The following is a 15,075-nucleotide window of genomic DNA, read 5'->3' as shown; positions in this document are numbered from 1 at the left end:
CACCGCATCCGCCAGCGCGGACGGACTCGACCTCGGGCGCCGCGAACGCGGCTCCAACGCCTGGGCCTCACCCTCGGCCATCACCCGGGAACGGATCGCGTAGAACGTCTTCCGGGAGATGCCTTCCTCCGCGCAGAACGTCGACACAGCCCCACGCGGAGCATCCGCTGGCCACCGCACGATCGCGAGACGGACACGGGGATCGACAGGCTCATTTCGGCTCACACCCTCATCAGAGCCGCCGAAGTGTCACCATCACACACCCCGAAAGTGTCACCGATGTCCTGAGGCAGAACTGTCACCAAAGTCCTGAGACATGACATCCGGCGGCGAGGATGTCAGCGAGATGCAGTCTCGTCATGCCAGCCCCGCGGCGCCGCCGTACCGCGAGCGAAGAGTGAGGAACGGGGCCGCGGCCGTTCGGGAACCGTGAGCGCGACAGGGACGGCCATGGACACGGCGTAGACCGGATGCCATGACCCTCACGGCCCTGCTCCCCACCCTCCGCGCCAGCATCCCGGCGCCCTTCGACGCGACGGCGTGGCCCGCCGGCTCCGCGCCCACGCTCGACGACGTCACGGTGCGCGCGATGTCGGTCGGTCGCTACGCCGACCTCTGCGGCACACCCTGCGTCTGCACGGGCCCCGCGGTGATCCCGGCGTCGGGTGGGATGGCATCCGCGACGCTGTCGACGACAGTGGTGATCGCGACGGTGACCGAGGCCACGCCCGACACCTTGCGCCTCGACGCCTGCGTCGCCGGACTCGAGGCCGTCTGGCGCGAGGCGCGGCTCATCGGCCGCGTCTCGCACGCGTACGACGAACCGTTCACCGTCGTCGACGCCCACGGGGAGGAGTCGTGCGCAACCGTCGTGCTCCCCGGTGACGTCCACGCGGGTGACCGCATCGCCTTCCCGTGCCCCGGATGCCACACGGTCGGGGAGGTCCGCTGATGCTGCTCCACTCGATCGTCTTCGCGTCGCGCTGCGCCCGCGTGCAAGCCGAATACGTGGCGGCGGAGTCTGAGGCGGATGAGGACCCGTCCGGCGCCGAGTGACCGCGTCCGAGCGGACAGGACGCAGGAGATCGGGGTCTGGCGGTGGTCCACGCCGGTCGGATCGCGTGCGAACGGGCCGGCGTCCTGCGTTGTGTCCGTTCGCCCTGTCCGCACGCCCCGACGGGAACGTGCCGAGGGCGCTGCCCGGGGTGCGGACGCGACGCAGGAGAACCACCCGGCGACGCGACGCGGGAGGGACGAGATGGCCATGCTCCCCCCGGAACTCCTGCGTTGTGCACGCCGAGGGCCGATCACACGACCAGCCGATACCCCATCCCCTGCTCCGTCAGCAGGTGCACGGGGTTCGACGGGTCCGCCTCGAGCTTCTTGCGCAGCTGCGACATGTACAGCCGCAGGTAGCCGCTGTCAGCGACCTGCTCGCTGGCCCAGATCTCCTTCAGCAGCGTCTGGCGCGTGACGAGCGAGCCGGGGTTGCGGGCGAGGAATTCCAGCATCCGCCACTCGGTCGGGGTGAGGTGCACGCGGGTGCCCGCGCGCAGGACGGCCTTGGCCGACAGGTCGACCTCGATCTCGCCGAAGCGCACGACGGCGTCTCCCGCCGAGGGCACCGAACGTCGGGCGTGCACGCGCAGACGCGCGAGCAGCTCGTCGATCTGGAAGGGCTTGGTCACGAAGTCGTCGGCGCCGGCATCGAGCGCCTCGACCTTGTCGGCCGAGCCCGTGCGGCCCGAGACGACGATGATCGGCGCGGTTGTCCACCCGCGCAACGCGTGGATCACCTGCACGCCGTCGAGGTGCGGCATCCCGAGATCCAACAGCACGATGTCGGGGTGCGCTTGGGCGGCGAGCGTGATCGCTGCGGCGCCGTCGGCCGCGGCCACCACGTCGTAGCCGTGGGCGGCGAGCGTGATCCGCAGAGCGCGGACGAGCTGCGGGTCGTCGTCGGCGATGAGTACCTTCACGGCGTCCTCCTGGAGATTCCGGATGCCACGGCATCCGCGCCCGCGACGGGAAGCGCCACGACCATGGTGAGCCCGCCGCCGGGGGTGTCTTCGGGGGTGAGAGTGCCGCCCATGCCCTCGGCGAAGCCGCGCGAGAGCGCGAGCCCGAGGCCGAGACCAGCGGTGTTGTCGGTGTCGCCGAGGCGTTGGAATGGCGAGAACATGTCTTCGCGACGCTCGGCGGCGATGCCCGGCCCGTGGTCGATCACGCGGATCTCGGCGGTGCCGCCGAGGCGGCTCGTGGCGATGCGCACGCGCTCGCCGTCGGGCGTGTACCGCTGGGCGTTGGTGAGCACGTTGACGAGCACGCGCTGCAGCAGCACCGGGTCGGCGCCCAGCATCGGCAGGTCGGGGTCGAGGGCGAGCTCGACGTCGTCCGGCCCCAGGTCGAGCTCGTCGAGGGCCATGAGCACGACGCCCGCGGCATCGGTCGGCGTGAGCGAGACGGCGAGCACCCCCGCCTGCACGCGGCTCACGTCGAGCAGGTCGGTGACGAGCACCGACAGGGTCGCGAGGCTCTCGTCGGCGGTTTCGAGCAGTTCGCGGCGGTCATCGTCGGAGAGCTGGTCGCCCGCGGCGCGGAGGCCCCCGAGCGAGGCGACGGCGGCGGCCAAGGGGCGGCGCAGGTCGTGGCTGACCGCCGAGAGCAGGGCGCTGCGCACCTGGTCGGTCTCGGCGAGGGCTCCGGCCTCGGCCGCGGTCTCGGCCAGGTCGGTGCGCTCGAGGGCCGCGGCGAGTTGGGCGACGACGACGTCGAGCAGGCGACGCTCCGAGGCGTCGAGATCGCCGCCGTGCAGCTCGAGGGTCGCGCGACCGTCGCCGACCGGGACCGAGACCGAGCGACCGTCGCGCACGGGCTCGCCGTCGGTGGCGAGAACCGCGCCGTCCGCGGCGACGAGACGCACCCCGGCCAGGCCGAAGGCCTCTCGGGCACGGGTGACCAGGGCGGGCACCGTGCTCTCGCCGCGGAGCACGCTGCCCGCGACCGTGGCGAGCAGCTCGGCCTCGGCCGTGGCGCGGCGGGCGGAGCGGGCCCGACGAGCTGCCTGGTCGACGACGGTGCTCACGAGCATCGCGATGACCACGTACAACACCAGCGCGATCGTGTTCGCGGGGTTGCTGATGGTCACGGTGTACAGCGGTTCGATGAAGAGGAAGTTGAGCGTGAAGCCCGACAGCACCGCAGCGAACAGGGCCGGCCAGATCCCACCGATCAGCGCCACGACTACGACGAGCAGCTGGTACACGAGCACGTCGGCGGCGATCGAGTCGTCGGAGCCCGTCGAGATCAGCAGCAGCGAGATCAGCGGTCCCCCGAGGACGGCGACGACGAAGCCCAGGAGGCGGCGCTTCGCGCTCAGCGCGGGGCCGCTGAGGCGAGGGAGGGCGAAGCGCCCGCCCGCGCGCGCGTGGCTGACGATGTGCACGTCGATATCGCCCGAGAGGCGGATGACGGTCGCGCCGATGCCGGGACCGGTGAGGGCGGCGGCGAGACGGCCGCGACGGCTCACGCCGATGACCAGTTGCGAGGCGTTGACCGATCGCGCGAAGTCGACGAGGGCGGTGGCCGGATCGTCGCCCACCACCTGGTGGTACGACCCGCCCAGCGACTCGACGAGGGCGCGCTGCTCGGCGAGGGTGGCCGGGGCGCTCGTGCGCAGGCCGTCCTGGCTCGACACGTGCACGGCGAGCAGCTCGCCGCCGGCCGAGCGGGCCGCGATCCGGGCTCCGCGGCGCAGGAGCGTCTCGCCCTCGGGGCCGCCGGTGAGGGCCACGACCACGCGCTCGCGCGCCTGCCACGAACCCTCGATGCCGTGCTCGGTGCGGTAGCGCTGCAGGGCCGAGTCGACCTCGTCGGCCAGCCACAGCAGAGCGAGTTCGCGCAGCGCCGTCAGGTTGCCGAGGCGGAAGTAGTTCGACAGGGCGGCGTCGATGCGCTCGGCGGGGTACACCGAACCTGCGGCGAGGCGATCGCGCAGAGACTGCGGTGCCAGGTCGACGACCTCGATCTGATCGGCGGCGCGGACGACGGCATCCGGAACCGTCTCCCGCTGAACGACCCCCGTGATCTTCTCGACCACGTCGTTGAGAGATTCGATGTGCTGGACGTTCACGGTCGTTATCACGTCGATGCCGGCGTCGAGCAGCTCTTCGACATCGGTCCAGCGCTTCTCGTTGCGCGAGCCCGGGACGTTCGTGTGCGCCAGTTCGTCGACGAGGGCGATGCGCGGATGCCGTTCGAGCACCGCATCGAGGTCCATCTCGTCGAGCGCGACCCCGCGGTGGGCGACGGCGCGGCGGGGGATCACCTCGAGGCCCTCGGCTTGCGCTGCGGTCGCGACGCGGCCGTGGGTCTCGACGATCGCGATGACGACGTCATGGCCCTCGTCGCGCAGGCGCCGGCCCTCTTCGAGCATCTCGTACGTCTTGCCGACACCGGGTGCCATGCCCAGCAGCACGCGCAGCCGCCCGCGCTTCACGAGGCGCTCCTCGGGACCGCTCGCGTCCCAGCGACCGCTCGCTCGAACGCACGGCGCCGCCGCCGCGCGAGGGGCGCGGCGGCGGCGTGCGACAGAGGCATGTCCCTGATTCTCGTCTCTCAGAGGGCGTCGAGCGCGCGATTGAGCTCGACCACGTTCACGCGCGGATCGCCGAGGTACCCCAGGTCGCGCGGGATCGTGTGCGCGTTGACGAGGGATTCGACCTCGGATGCCGAGAGACCGCGGGCCTCGGCGACGCGGGCGACCTGTCGCTCGGCGTTGGCGACCGAGATGTCGGGGTCGAGTCCGGAGGCCGAGGCGGTCAGGGCATCGGCGGGGATCTGTCCCGGCCCGTCGAGCTCGACCGAGGCGGCCTTTCGCTCCTCGATCGCGGCGATGAGGTCTTCGTTCTCAGGCCCCCAGTTCGACCCGCTCGAGGCGGTCGAGTCGTAGCCGTCGCCCGCGGCCGAGGGGCGGGACTGGAAGTACTGCGGGAGGGCGTTGCCGTCGGCATCCGTGAAGGACTGCCCAATCAGCTGCGAGCCCGAAACCTGTCCGTCGGCGGTCTTGATCAGCGAACCGTTCGCCGGGAACGGCAGGGCGACCTGGCCGACCGCGGTGATCAGCAGCATGTAGGCCACGCCGAGGAGCAGGGTGAAGACGACCATCGCGCGGACGGCGACGGCGGTGGTACGCAGGGTGGTGCGCATGACGGGGCCTTTCAGAAACCGGGGAGCAGGCTCACGACGAGGTCGATGAGCTTGATGCCGATGAAGGGGACGATGACGCCGCCGAGCCCGTAGACGAGCAGGTTGCGGCTGAGGATGCTCGACGCGCTCGCGGCGCGATATTTCACGCCGCGCAGGGCGAGGGGGATGAGCACGATGATCACGATCGCGTTGAAGATGATCGCGCTCGTGACGGCGGATGCCGGGGAGTGCAGACCCATGATGTTCAGCGCGGCGAGGCCCGGGAACACGCCCATGAACATCGCCGGGATGATCGCGAAGTACTTCGCGATGTCGTTCGCGAGCGAGAACGTGGTCAGGGCGCCGCGCGTGATGAGCAGCTGCTTTCCGATGCGCACGATGTCGATGAGCTTGGTCGGGTCGGAATCGAGGTCGACCATGTTGCCGGCCTCCTTCGCGGCCGAGGTGCCCGTGTTCATCGCGACACCCACGTCGGCCTGCGCCAGAGCGGGGGCGTCGTTCGTGCCGTCACCGGTCATCGCGACGAGGTTGCCGCCCTCCTGCTCGCGCTGGATGAGGGCGAGCTTGTCTTCGGGCGTGGCCTCGGCGAGGAAGTCGTCGACGCCCGCCTCGGCCGCGATCGCCTTCGCGGTGAGCGGGTTGTCGCCCGTGATCATCACGGTGCGGATGCCCATCGCGCGCAGCTCGCCGAAGCGCTCGCGCAGTCCGTCTTTGACGACGTCCTTGAGGTGGATGACGCCGAGCACCTGGCCCGCACCCTTCGACAGGGTCGCGACCACCAGGGGCGTGCCGCCGGACTGGGCGATGGCATCCGTCTCGCTCATCAGCTGCGCGCGCAGCGCCGGGGCGACCGGACTGCCCGAGGCCTCGAGCCACGCGAGCACGGCCGAGCTCGCGCCCTTGCGCACCTGCGTGCCGTCGACGAGGTCGAGGCCGCTCATGCGGGTCTGGGCGGTGAACGGCACGGGCTCGGCGCCGCGGGGCATGTCGGCGACGATGCCCTGGGCCGCGGCCAGCTCGACCACCGAGACGCCCTCGGGCGTGGGGTCGGCCTGCGACGACAGCGAGGCGTACTCGGCGAGCTCGGGGCTGCCGATGCCCTTCATCGGCACGAAGGCCGAGGCGCGACGGTTGCCGTAGGTGATGGTGCCGGTCTTGTCGAGCAGCAGGGTGGTGACGTCGCCCGCGGCCTCGACCGCCCGGCCCGACATGGCCAGGACGTTGCGCTGCACGAGGCGGTCCATGCCGGCGATGCCGATCGCGCTCAGCAGCGCACCGATGGTCGTGGGGATCAGGCAGACCAGCAGCGCGACCAGGACCGGGATCGACGCCGGCGATGCCGCGTACGAGGCGATCGGGTTCAGCACGAGCACCACGATGACGAAGACGATCGACAGGCTCGCGAGCAGGATGTTCAGCGCGATCTCGTTGGGCGTGCGCTGACGCGACGCGCCCTCGACCAGGGCGATCATGCGGTCGACGAAGGTCTCACCCGGCTTCGAGGTGATCCTCACCACGATGCGGTCGCTGAGCACGCGCGTGCCGCCGGTGACGGCGCTGCGGTCTCCACCCGATTCGCGCACCACCGGGGCGGACTCGCCCGTGATGGCCGACTCGTCGACCGTCGCGATGCCCGACACGATGTCGCCGTCGCCGGGGATGAGCTCTCCGGTCTCGACCAGCACGATGTCGCCGACGCGGAGGTCGCCCGAGGGGACGTCTTCGGTGGCGGCACCGGATGCCGAGGGGTCGGCCTTCTCGTCGTACGAGACGACGCGGCGGGCCGAGGTCGTCGTGCGCGTCTTGCGCAGGGTCGCGGCCTGGGCCTTGCCGCGGCCCTCGGCGACCGACTCGGCGATGTTCGCGAAGAACACCGTGAGCCACAGCCAGACGGCGATGCCCCAGGTGAAGCCGAAGGGGAGGCTGTCGTCGCTGCCGCCGAGGAACGGCTCGGCGATCGCGATGAGGGTCGTCAGCGCGGCGCCCACCCAGACGAGGAACATCACGGGGTTGCGCCACTGCGCGGCGGGGTTGAGCTTCTTGGCCGCGCCCGGCAGGGCGGCCACGACCTGCGCGGCGCCGAACGCGCGGCGCGGGGCGGTCGCCGCCGGTTCGGCTTCGGGGGCCGGGGCGTGGGTGAGGGTGGACATCAGCGGGTCAGTCCTTCAGCGAGGGGTCCGAGGGTGAGGACCGGGAAATAGGTGAGAGCCGTGACGATCACGACGACGCCGGCGAGAAGGCCCGCGAACTGCGGGCGATGCGTCGGCAGGGTTCCGGCGGTGGAGGGCACGGCATCCTGAGCCGCGAGCGAACCGGCGAGGGCCAGCACGAACACGATCGGCAGGAAGCGGCCGAGCAGCATCGCCACACCGAGTGCGGTGTTGAACCACGGGGTGTTGGCGGTGAGGCCCGCGAACGCCGAACCGTTGTTGTTCGCGGCCGAGGTGAAGGCGTAGAGCACTTCGCTCAGGCCGTGGACGCCCGGATTCCAGATCGAGGTGGCCTCGACGTCGGAGCGGATCGCGGGGACGCCGAAGCTCAGCGCGGTCCCGGCCAGCACGAGGGTCGGGGTGACGAGGATGTACAGGCTCGCGAGCTTGATCTCCTTCGGCCCGATCTTCTTGCCGAGGTACTCGGGCGTGCGGCCGATCAGCAGACCACCGACGAAGACCGCGATCACGGCGAGGATCAGCATGCCGTAGAGGCCCGATCCGACACCGCCGGGGGCGATCTCGCCGAGCATCATGTTGATCATCGGCATCATGCCGCCGAGAGCGGTGTAGCTGTCGTGCATCGAGTTGACGGCACCGGTCGAGGTGAGCGTGCTGGTGGTGCCGAAGAGGGTCGAACCGAAGATGCCGAAGCGCACCTCTTTGCCCTCCATCGCGCCGCCCGCGAGCATCGGAGCCGTGCCGTTGCCGGCCGTCTCCGCCCAGGTGAGCAGGGCGGTGGATGCCACGAAGATGGCCCCCATCACGCCGAGGATCGTGTAGCCCTGGCGGTTGTCACCGACGATCCGGCCGAAGGCGCGGGGGAGCGAGAACGGGATCACCAGCATGAGGAAGATCTCGAAGAGGTTCGTCCACGGCGTGGGGTTCTCGAACGGGTGAGCCGAGTTCGTGTTGAAGAACCCGCCGCCGTTGGTGCCGAGCAGCTTGATGGCCTCCTGCGAGGCGACCGGGCCGCCGGGGATCGACTGGGCCGCTCCCGCGACGGTCGCGGCATCCGTGAAGCCGGTGAGGTTCTGGACGACACCGCCCGCGAGCAGCACGACCGCGGCGACGATCGCGAAGGGCAGCAGCAGACGGGAGGTGCCGCGTACGAGGTCGACCCAGAAGTTGCCGATCACGCCGCTGCGACGGTACGCGAAGCCGCGCACAAGGGCCACGGCGACGGCGATGCCGACGGCGGCCGAGACGAAGTTCTGCACGGTGAGGGCGGCGAACTGCACGGTGTAGCCGAGCGTGGCCTCACCCGAGTACGACTGCCAGTTCGTGTTGGCGACGAAGGATGCCGCCGTGTTGAACGACAGCGCCTCGCCGGGGGCGTCGAAGCCCAGCGACAGCGGAAGTACCGCCTGCAGGCGCATGATCGCGTAGACGAACACGACGCCGACGAACGAGAACAGCAGCACCGAGCGCAGGTAGGCCTGCCAGGTCTGAGCGCTGCGGGGGTCGACGCCGATCAGGCGGTAGGTGCCGCGCTCGACCGCGAGATCGCGCTCGCCGGTGTAGATGCGGGCGATGTAGTCACCGAGGGGGCGGTAGGCCAGCCCGAGGGCGACGAGGAGGGTGAGGCTGGTCAGGACGATCGACCAGATGCTTCCGCTGTCCATGACTCAGAACTTCTCCGGTCGAACGAGCGCGACCACGAGGTACACGACGGCGGCGACCGCGAGCACGGCGGCCAGGATCGAGAAGAAGATCACGAGCGCTCACCGCCTCGACCGGTGGGGCGGGCGGACGAGGGGCGGGCCTCGGGGCCCATCTTCTCGACCCCCTTGGCGACGAGCGCGACCAGCGCGAAGATCGCGACGGTCACGGCGAGGAAGACGACATCGAGCACGACGACTCCAGATTCGGGTCTGACCGCGGGCGGGCCGCGGGCGCCGCGGGGCGGCACGTCTGTCGATACAACTCCTCGAGCCCGCGGCATCCCGGCGTCCTAACGCTTTCCCTACGGGCCCCTGACGGACGCATACGGGGTGCTTACGGGGTGGCTGGGAGCGGCCGGCGATGCATGACTCCTGCAGATCGGGCACTCCCCGGTCCCGGACCGCGCGGCGAGGTCGGATCTGCAGGAGTCGTGCCGCGGGGCGGGCCTGCGCGACGCGGTGCCGGCGCGACAAGCGGGTTCACGGCCGGCCGTGCACAACTCCTGAGGGATGTAACCGCGGGGGGAGCTCAGACCGTCGGAACACCGATTTTGCAGGAGTTGTGCGCCGACCGCGCATGATGGAGGCATGCTCTCCTCCGACGGATCCGACGTGCGCGTCAGCGCTGCGCTCGTGATCCCGGCGGCGGAGCTGTCATGGCGGTTCTCGCGCTCGTCGGGCCCGGGCGGTCAGGGCGTGAACACCGCCGACTCCCGGGTGGAGGTGATGTGGGATGCCACGGCATCCGCCGTTCTCTCACGGGTTCAGCGTGAGCGCGTGCTCGAGCGGCTCGGCGACCGGCTGGTCGACGGGGTGCTGACGATCGCGGCCTCGGAGCATCGGGCGCAGCTGCGCAATCGCGACGCCGCTCGCGCCCGGCTCGCGGCCCTCGTCGCCGAGGCGGTTCGCCCGCCCGCCCCACCCCGCCGCCCGACGAAACCCACGCGCGGGTCGAAGGAGCGCCGCCTGCAGGCCAAGCAGCGCCGCACCGACGTGAAGAAGATGCGCCGGCGCCCGACCGACTGACGCAGGCCCGTCCGGTCCCGTCATCCCGCTGTGAGTGTCCAGAACACCCGGACGCTTCCGAAAATCGTCCCGGTGTCTTGGACACACAAGGGGGCGACCGGCGTCAGCTGGTCGCGCCGCCCTCGGCCCGGCGGCGGCGCACCTGCTCTTCGAGGTCGGCGAGGTGCATCTCGCGCTCCAGGTCGGCGATCTGCTGCTCGGTGGTGCGGCTCTCGCGCGAGGCGGGCGGAGGAGCGGGCTGCGCGTCCTTCTGCCAGCGCCGCGGGTCGCCGAACGACATCGGGGTCGACCGTGCCTCGTACTCGCGACCGAGGGCGAACCACAGGATCGAGCCGATCAGCGGCAGCAGCACGATGAAGAAGATCCACGCGAATTTCGGCAGGTGCTTCACCTGGTCCTCGCGGCGGGTGATGGCGTCGATGAGGGCGATCACCATCACGACGAGGGTCAGCAGGGCGAGGACGGGCATGGCATCCACCCTGGCGGAGACTCCCGGTGGCGTCCACCGCCGCTTCGCGAGCGGGCCGAACTCCTGACTTTTGCGCGCGCGGAGTCTGCGGGGCTGATTCCACCGCCGAACCGCGCGTTCGTCAGGAGTTCGGTCCGCCGCCGCCCCCCAGTCGCGCGGCGAAACGCCGAACGCCCCCGCCGGAGGGGCGGGGGCGTTCGAGAGGGGCTCAGGATGCCGAGTCGGTGGGCGTCTTCCGCGCCTTGTGCGCCGGGGCCTCGGCCACGGGCTGACCACCGCGCTGCTGACCGGGGAGCGGACGCGACCGACGGCCGTAGATGACCTCGGACGAGTCGAGCAGCCACGGCACGAGGGTGATCGAGACCCCGTGCACGAGCATCAGCTGGTGCGCGAGACGGCGCGAGCGGCGGTTGTGCAGGATCGACTCCCACCAGTGGCCGACGATGAACTGGGGGAGGTACACGGTCACGACGGCGGAGCCGTTGTTCTCGCGGTACTTCTTGATGAAGGCCGACACCGGCGAAGTGTACGTGCGGTACGGCGAGTCGATGATGACCAGCGGAATGGGCATCTCGTGGTCGGCCCATTCCTTCTGCAGTCTCGCCGCGTCTTCGTCGGTGATGGCGACATGGACCGCGAGGGTCTTCTGATGGTTGGCCGCGAGGGCGTAGTCGATCGCCTTCATGACGGGCTTCTGCAGGCGGTTCACGAGGACGATCGCGACGTCTCCCGACGAGCCGAAGTGCACGGTGTCGTCCATGCGGATCTCGTGCTCGACGTCGCGGTAGTAGCGGTTCACGCCGATCATCAGCACCGCGAGGATCGGGATCGCGATGAACACGAGCCACGCGCCGTGGGTGAACTTCGTGATCGTGACGATCAACAGCACGAGGACGGTCATCGCCGCGCCGACGGAGTTGATCCACAGGCCCGAGATCGCCGAGCGGCGCTCGATCGCGGCCGACTGCTGCTTCGCCGCCTCGGGCGGCAGGTCCTTCAGCCCGCGCAGTGCGCGGCGCCAGTGCCTGACCATGCCGATCTGACCGAGCGAGAACGAGACGAACACACCGATGATGTAGAGCTGGATCAGCGTCGTGAGGTTGGCCTGGTACACGATCAGCACGCCGATGGCGACGATGCCGAGGATGATCATGCCGTTCGAGTAGACCAGCCGGTCGCCGCGGGTGTTGAGCGCCTTGGGGGCGTAGCCGTCGCGGGCGAGCACGGCACCCAGCAGGGGGAAGCCGTTGAAGGCGGTGTTGGCGGCCAGCAGCAGCACGCACGCGGTGGCGGCCTGGATGATGAAGAACGGGATGCTTCCCATGCCGAAGGTGGCGGCGGCGACCTGGGCCATGAGGCTCGGCTGCGGGTTGTTGGCGCAGTCGAAGCCGATCAGGTGGCAGGGGTTCTCGGCGTAGTGCACGCCCGAGATGAGGGCCAGGATCGTCAGCCCGGCGAACAGCACGATGGCGATGCCGCCCATCATGGTGAGCGTCGTCTGCGCGTTGCGGATCTTCGGCATGCGGAAAGCGGGCACGCCGTTCGACACGGCCTCGACGCCCGTGAGGGCCGAGCAGCCGCTCGAGAAGGCGCGCAGCACGAGAAGGATGAGCGCCGCTTGCGTGAGCGACTCGGCCTGCACGGCGTACTGGGCGCTCTCGGCGACGGGGGCATCGCCGAGGAGCGTGCGCCCGAGACCCACGACGATCATGACGCCGACCGAGCCGATGAAGAGATACGTCGGGATCGCGAAGACGCTCGAGGCCTCGCGCACGCCGCGGAGGTTGACGATCACGATGAGGATCACGAACCCGACCGCGATCTCGACGCGGAAAGGATTCAATTCGGGCAATGCCGAAATGATGTTGTCGACTCCGGATGCCACGGACACGGCGACCGTGAGCACGTAGTCCACCAAGAGAGCTGCGGCGACGACCACCCCGGGCACCTCGCCCAGGTTCTTGCTCGCGACCTCGTAGTCACCGCCGCCCGAGGGGTACGCCTTGATGAGCTGGCGGTAGCTCAGCACGACCACGACCAGGAGTGTCACGACCGCGACCGCGACCCACGGGCTGAGGGTCAGCAGGGCCGTTCCGCCGATGAGCAGGATCATCAGCAGCTCCTGCGGGGCGTAGGCCACGGAGGAGAGCGCGTCGGAGGCGAAGATCGGCAGCGCCATCTTCTTCGGGAGGAGCTGCTCGTCGAGTTTCTCCGACGTGAGGGGCTCGCCGATCAGGATGCGTTTCGCGATCGGCGTCTCTTCGCCGTCAACGCGACTTTCGTCAGTCACGGCGCGCGACATTACGCGCACTGGACGCCATGCGCAATCTGACGCGCACACCGTTCAACGCATGGTCGCCGGACCGTGACCTGGTGGTGGCGGGGGAGATGATTCCTGCACAGCAGGAAACGCTCACGTCGCGGCGATATTCCCGATGAATTCCGCGACGGCGTCGGCCCCACTGTGATCGTGCGCGGTCACCGTCACGACGGCGTCGCCGATGAAGACGATGAGCTGACCGTGGGCACCGTGCAAGCGCCACGCGCCTCCCGGCCCGTCCCACCCCGATAAGGCGTAGCGGCGGTACCCGTCGCCGACGCTGCCCGTCTCGATCCAGCCCGAGTGCATGGCATCCACGATTCTCGGCGACACCACGCGGCGACCGTCGACGACGCCGCGGTCGCGGATGAGCAGCCCGAGCTGAGCCAGCTCGTCTGTGCGCAGCTCGAGGCCCTCTCCGCCGAGGACGCGGCCGCTCGGGGAGCGCCGCCACGAGACGTCGGCCCACCCCAGCGGGGCGAACAGCCGGGGGCGGAGGAATTCTTCGATGTCACCGGTCCGCTGCGACAACGCGGCCATCGCCGTGTACGTGCTCGCATTCGAGTACTGGAAGATCCGACCGCGCGAGGGGCGCGACAGGAATTCGGCGGCGAGGTCGGGCCAGTCGGTCATCATCGTCTCGGACCAGGGCAGGTCGATGCCGCTCGACATCGAGAGCAGGTCCCGGAGGGTCACCGGAGTCGCGGCGGGGAGCACCGGGCGGACCGGCTCGTCGAGCGACATCAGCCCCTCGTCGACGGCGATGCCCGCGGCGAGCACGGCCACAGTCTTCGCGACGGAGTGGATCTCCTCCCGCTTATCGGGCGTCCACCGGTGCGTCGCGACATCGTCGCCCACGCGCACGTGGAGGCCGTGCGCGCCGAAGCCGGTGTCGTCGATGCGAGCGACGAGCGCGTCGCGGAGGGCGGCTGCGCGGGTCATCCGCCCAGGCTACGTCGCCCGCCGATCCTGCCTAGGCTCGCGGGGTGGATAACATCGTGCGCTCGGGGCTGTTGGCCGTCGTCGCGGGGGCGGTGGTCGCCGTCCTCGCCTTCGTGCCGTTCGTCGCGGTCAGCTACCGGCGCCGCGGCCGGCTCACGCTGGGACGCGCCCTGCTGTGGGCGGCGGCGGCCGTGTACTTCTGGGCGATCTGGACGTACACGCTCATCCCGCTCCCCGACTCCGAGGTCTACCGCTGCGCGGGCGTCAACCTCCACCCCTTCGCCTTCGTCGACGAGGTCCGCTCCGCGGTCGCCGTGTCGGGCCGGTATCTCACCGACCCGGTGGTGCTGCAGGTGGCGCTGAACGTGCTGTTGTTCGCTCCTCTCGGCTTCTTCCTGCGCGTGCTCGGAGGTCGCGGCATCCTGATCGCGGGTCTCGTCGGCTTCGCGACCTCGGGGATCATCGAGACCACGCAATTGACCGGTGTGTGGGGGATCTTCCCCTGCGCGTACCGCGTCTTCGACGTCGACGACCTTCTCGCGAACACGGGCGGTGCGCTGCTCGGGTCGATCCTCGCGTTCGTCGTCCCGGCGCAGCACCGCGGGGTGGAGAAGGCTCCGGATGCCGAGACCCCGCGCCCCGTGACCCGTCGCCGCCGCCTGCTGGGGCTGGTGTGCGACGTCGTGGGCGTCTGGCTGGTCGGCGTCGCCGTCGCCGTGGTGGTGCAGGCCGTGCTCGTCCTGCGGGGAGGCGACGCGTCGTCGTTCTCGACCGATGACGTGGCGTCGCTGTCGGGGACGGTCGCGGCGGCGGGGCTCTGGCTCGGAGTGGTCCTGGCGACGGGTCGCTCGATCGGCGACCTCGCGACGCGCGTGCGGTTCACGAACGGTGTGCTGCCGGCCTGGGTCGCGCGCCCCTTGCGCTTCGCGACCGGGGCGGGGGCGTACGCGATCCTCGAGGCGCTGCCGACGCCGTGGTCGCTGCTCGCGCTCGTCTTGGCGCTGGTGACCGCTGCGCTGCTGATCGTGTGGCCCGACGGCCGCGGACTGACCGGATGGATCGGCCGGCGCCGTCTGGTCGACGACCGTGCGGGAGTGGTCAGCCCGACGGTGGACCGGCGCGCTCGGGCCCGCTGACACGAGCCCGTGGTCGACTCGTCGAGCGCAGTTCTTCGTTGTGCGCACAGGCGCCGTGTGAAACGGCGGGGAGTGGAGAGCTCCCCTCGGCGTATCTTTT

14 protein-coding genes are annotated in these 15,075 nt (G+C 70.4%); 3 read left to right on the top strand and 11 right to left on the bottom strand.

The features are described 5' to 3' along the window. Positions 1-225, bottom strand: a 225-nt coding sequence (locus BLS25_RS17200) for a helix-turn-helix domain-containing protein (RefSeq protein ID WP_143017950.1), incomplete at its 3' end; no start/stop codon positions are given. Between the two features lie 250 nt (positions 226-475). On the opposite strand from BLS25_RS17200, the gene BLS25_RS12885 reads away from it, so the two are divergent. Next, positions 476-952, top strand: a complete 477-nt coding sequence (locus BLS25_RS12885) for a hypothetical protein (RefSeq protein WP_056225373.1) — start codon at positions 476-478, stop codon at positions 950-952. A gap of 355 nt (positions 953-1,307) precedes the next feature. Here BLS25_RS12885 and BLS25_RS12880 read toward each other — a convergent pair whose 3' ends face one another. From BLS25_RS12880 to BLS25_RS16710, 7 genes are all read right to left on the bottom strand, one after another. Then, the gene (locus tag BLS25_RS12880; protein ID WP_056225375.1) at positions 1,308-1,979 is read right to left on the bottom strand and encodes a response regulator; all 672 of its coding nucleotides are present in this window, start codon (positions 1,977-1,979) and stop codon (positions 1,308-1,310) included. Further along, positions 1,976-4,498, bottom strand: a complete 2,523-nt coding sequence (locus tag BLS25_RS12875; protein ID WP_074696288.1) for a DUF4118 domain-containing protein — start codon at positions 4,496-4,498, stop codon at positions 1,976-1,978. Before BLS25_RS12875 ends, BLS25_RS12880 begins: the two co-directional genes overlap by 4 nt. A 119-nt stretch (positions 4,499-4,617) precedes the next feature. Next, positions 4,618-5,208: a K(+)-transporting ATPase subunit C gene (gene kdpC / locus BLS25_RS12870; RefSeq protein ID WP_074696286.1), complete on the bottom strand. Its 591-nt coding sequence runs from the start codon at positions 5,206-5,208 to the stop codon at positions 4,618-4,620. An 11-nt stretch (positions 5,209-5,219) separates the two neighbouring features. Then, positions 5,220-7,358 carry a potassium-transporting ATPase subunit KdpB gene (gene kdpB / locus BLS25_RS12865; RefSeq protein WP_074696284.1) on the bottom strand — a complete coding sequence of 713 codons (2,139 nt, stop codon included), beginning with the start codon at positions 7,356-7,358 and terminating at the stop codon, positions 5,220-5,222. Then, the gene (kdpA, locus tag BLS25_RS12860) at positions 7,358-9,043 is read right to left on the bottom strand and encodes a potassium-transporting ATPase subunit KdpA (protein WP_074696282.1); all 1,686 of its coding nucleotides are present in this window, start codon (positions 9,041-9,043) and stop codon (positions 7,358-7,360) included. Before kdpA ends, kdpB begins: the two co-directional genes overlap by 1 nt. 3 nt (positions 9,044-9,046) lie before the next feature. Continuing rightward, positions 9,047-9,136, bottom strand: coding sequence for a K(+)-transporting ATPase subunit F (gene kdpF / locus BLS25_RS12855; RefSeq protein WP_074696280.1), 90 nt, complete (start codon positions 9,134-9,136; stop codon positions 9,047-9,049). Further along, positions 9,133-9,273, bottom strand: coding sequence for a hypothetical protein (locus tag BLS25_RS16710; RefSeq protein ID WP_200914118.1), 141 nt, complete (start codon positions 9,271-9,273; stop codon positions 9,133-9,135). Before BLS25_RS16710 ends, kdpF begins: the two co-directional genes overlap by 4 nt. A gap of 397 nt (positions 9,274-9,670) precedes the next feature. Here BLS25_RS16710 and arfB point away from each other — a divergent pair, with 397 nt between their 5' ends. Further along, positions 9,671-10,108: an alternative ribosome rescue aminoacyl-tRNA hydrolase ArfB gene (gene arfB / locus BLS25_RS12850; protein ID WP_074696278.1), complete on the top strand. Its 438-nt coding sequence runs from the start codon at positions 9,671-9,673 to the stop codon at positions 10,106-10,108. Between the two features lie 103 nt (positions 10,109-10,211). On the opposite strand, the gene BLS25_RS12845 is transcribed toward arfB, so the two are convergent. The 3 genes from BLS25_RS12845 to BLS25_RS12835 form a co-directional block, all read right to left on the bottom strand. Next, positions 10,212-10,577, bottom strand: coding sequence for a PLD nuclease N-terminal domain-containing protein (locus tag BLS25_RS12845; protein WP_056225392.1), 366 nt, complete (start codon positions 10,575-10,577; stop codon positions 10,212-10,214). A gap of 208 nt (positions 10,578-10,785) precedes the next feature. Further along, complete coding sequence (locus tag BLS25_RS12840) at positions 10,786-12,879, bottom strand: APC family permease (RefSeq protein WP_056225395.1); 2,094 nt, start codon at positions 12,877-12,879, stop codon at positions 10,786-10,788. Between the two features lie 111 nt (positions 12,880-12,990). Continuing rightward, complete coding sequence (locus tag BLS25_RS12835) at positions 12,991-13,839, bottom strand: serine hydrolase domain-containing protein (protein WP_074696276.1); 849 nt, start codon at positions 13,837-13,839, stop codon at positions 12,991-12,993. Positions 13,840-13,883: 44 nt separating this feature from the next. Between BLS25_RS12835 and BLS25_RS12830 the strand changes: the two genes are divergently transcribed. Next, positions 13,884-14,975 carry a VanZ family protein gene (locus BLS25_RS12830; RefSeq protein WP_074696274.1) on the top strand — a complete coding sequence of 364 codons (1,092 nt, stop codon included), beginning with the start codon at positions 13,884-13,886 and terminating at the stop codon, positions 14,973-14,975. Positions 14,976-15,075: the final 100 nt, after the last annotated feature.

The organism is Microbacterium testaceum StLB037, assembly GCF_900104345.1.
In the GTDB taxonomy this organism is placed as follows: Bacteria; Actinomycetota; Actinomycetes; order Actinomycetales; family Microbacteriaceae; genus Microbacterium; species Microbacterium testaceum_A.
This window is presented reverse-complemented; position numbering and strand designations above follow the sequence as displayed.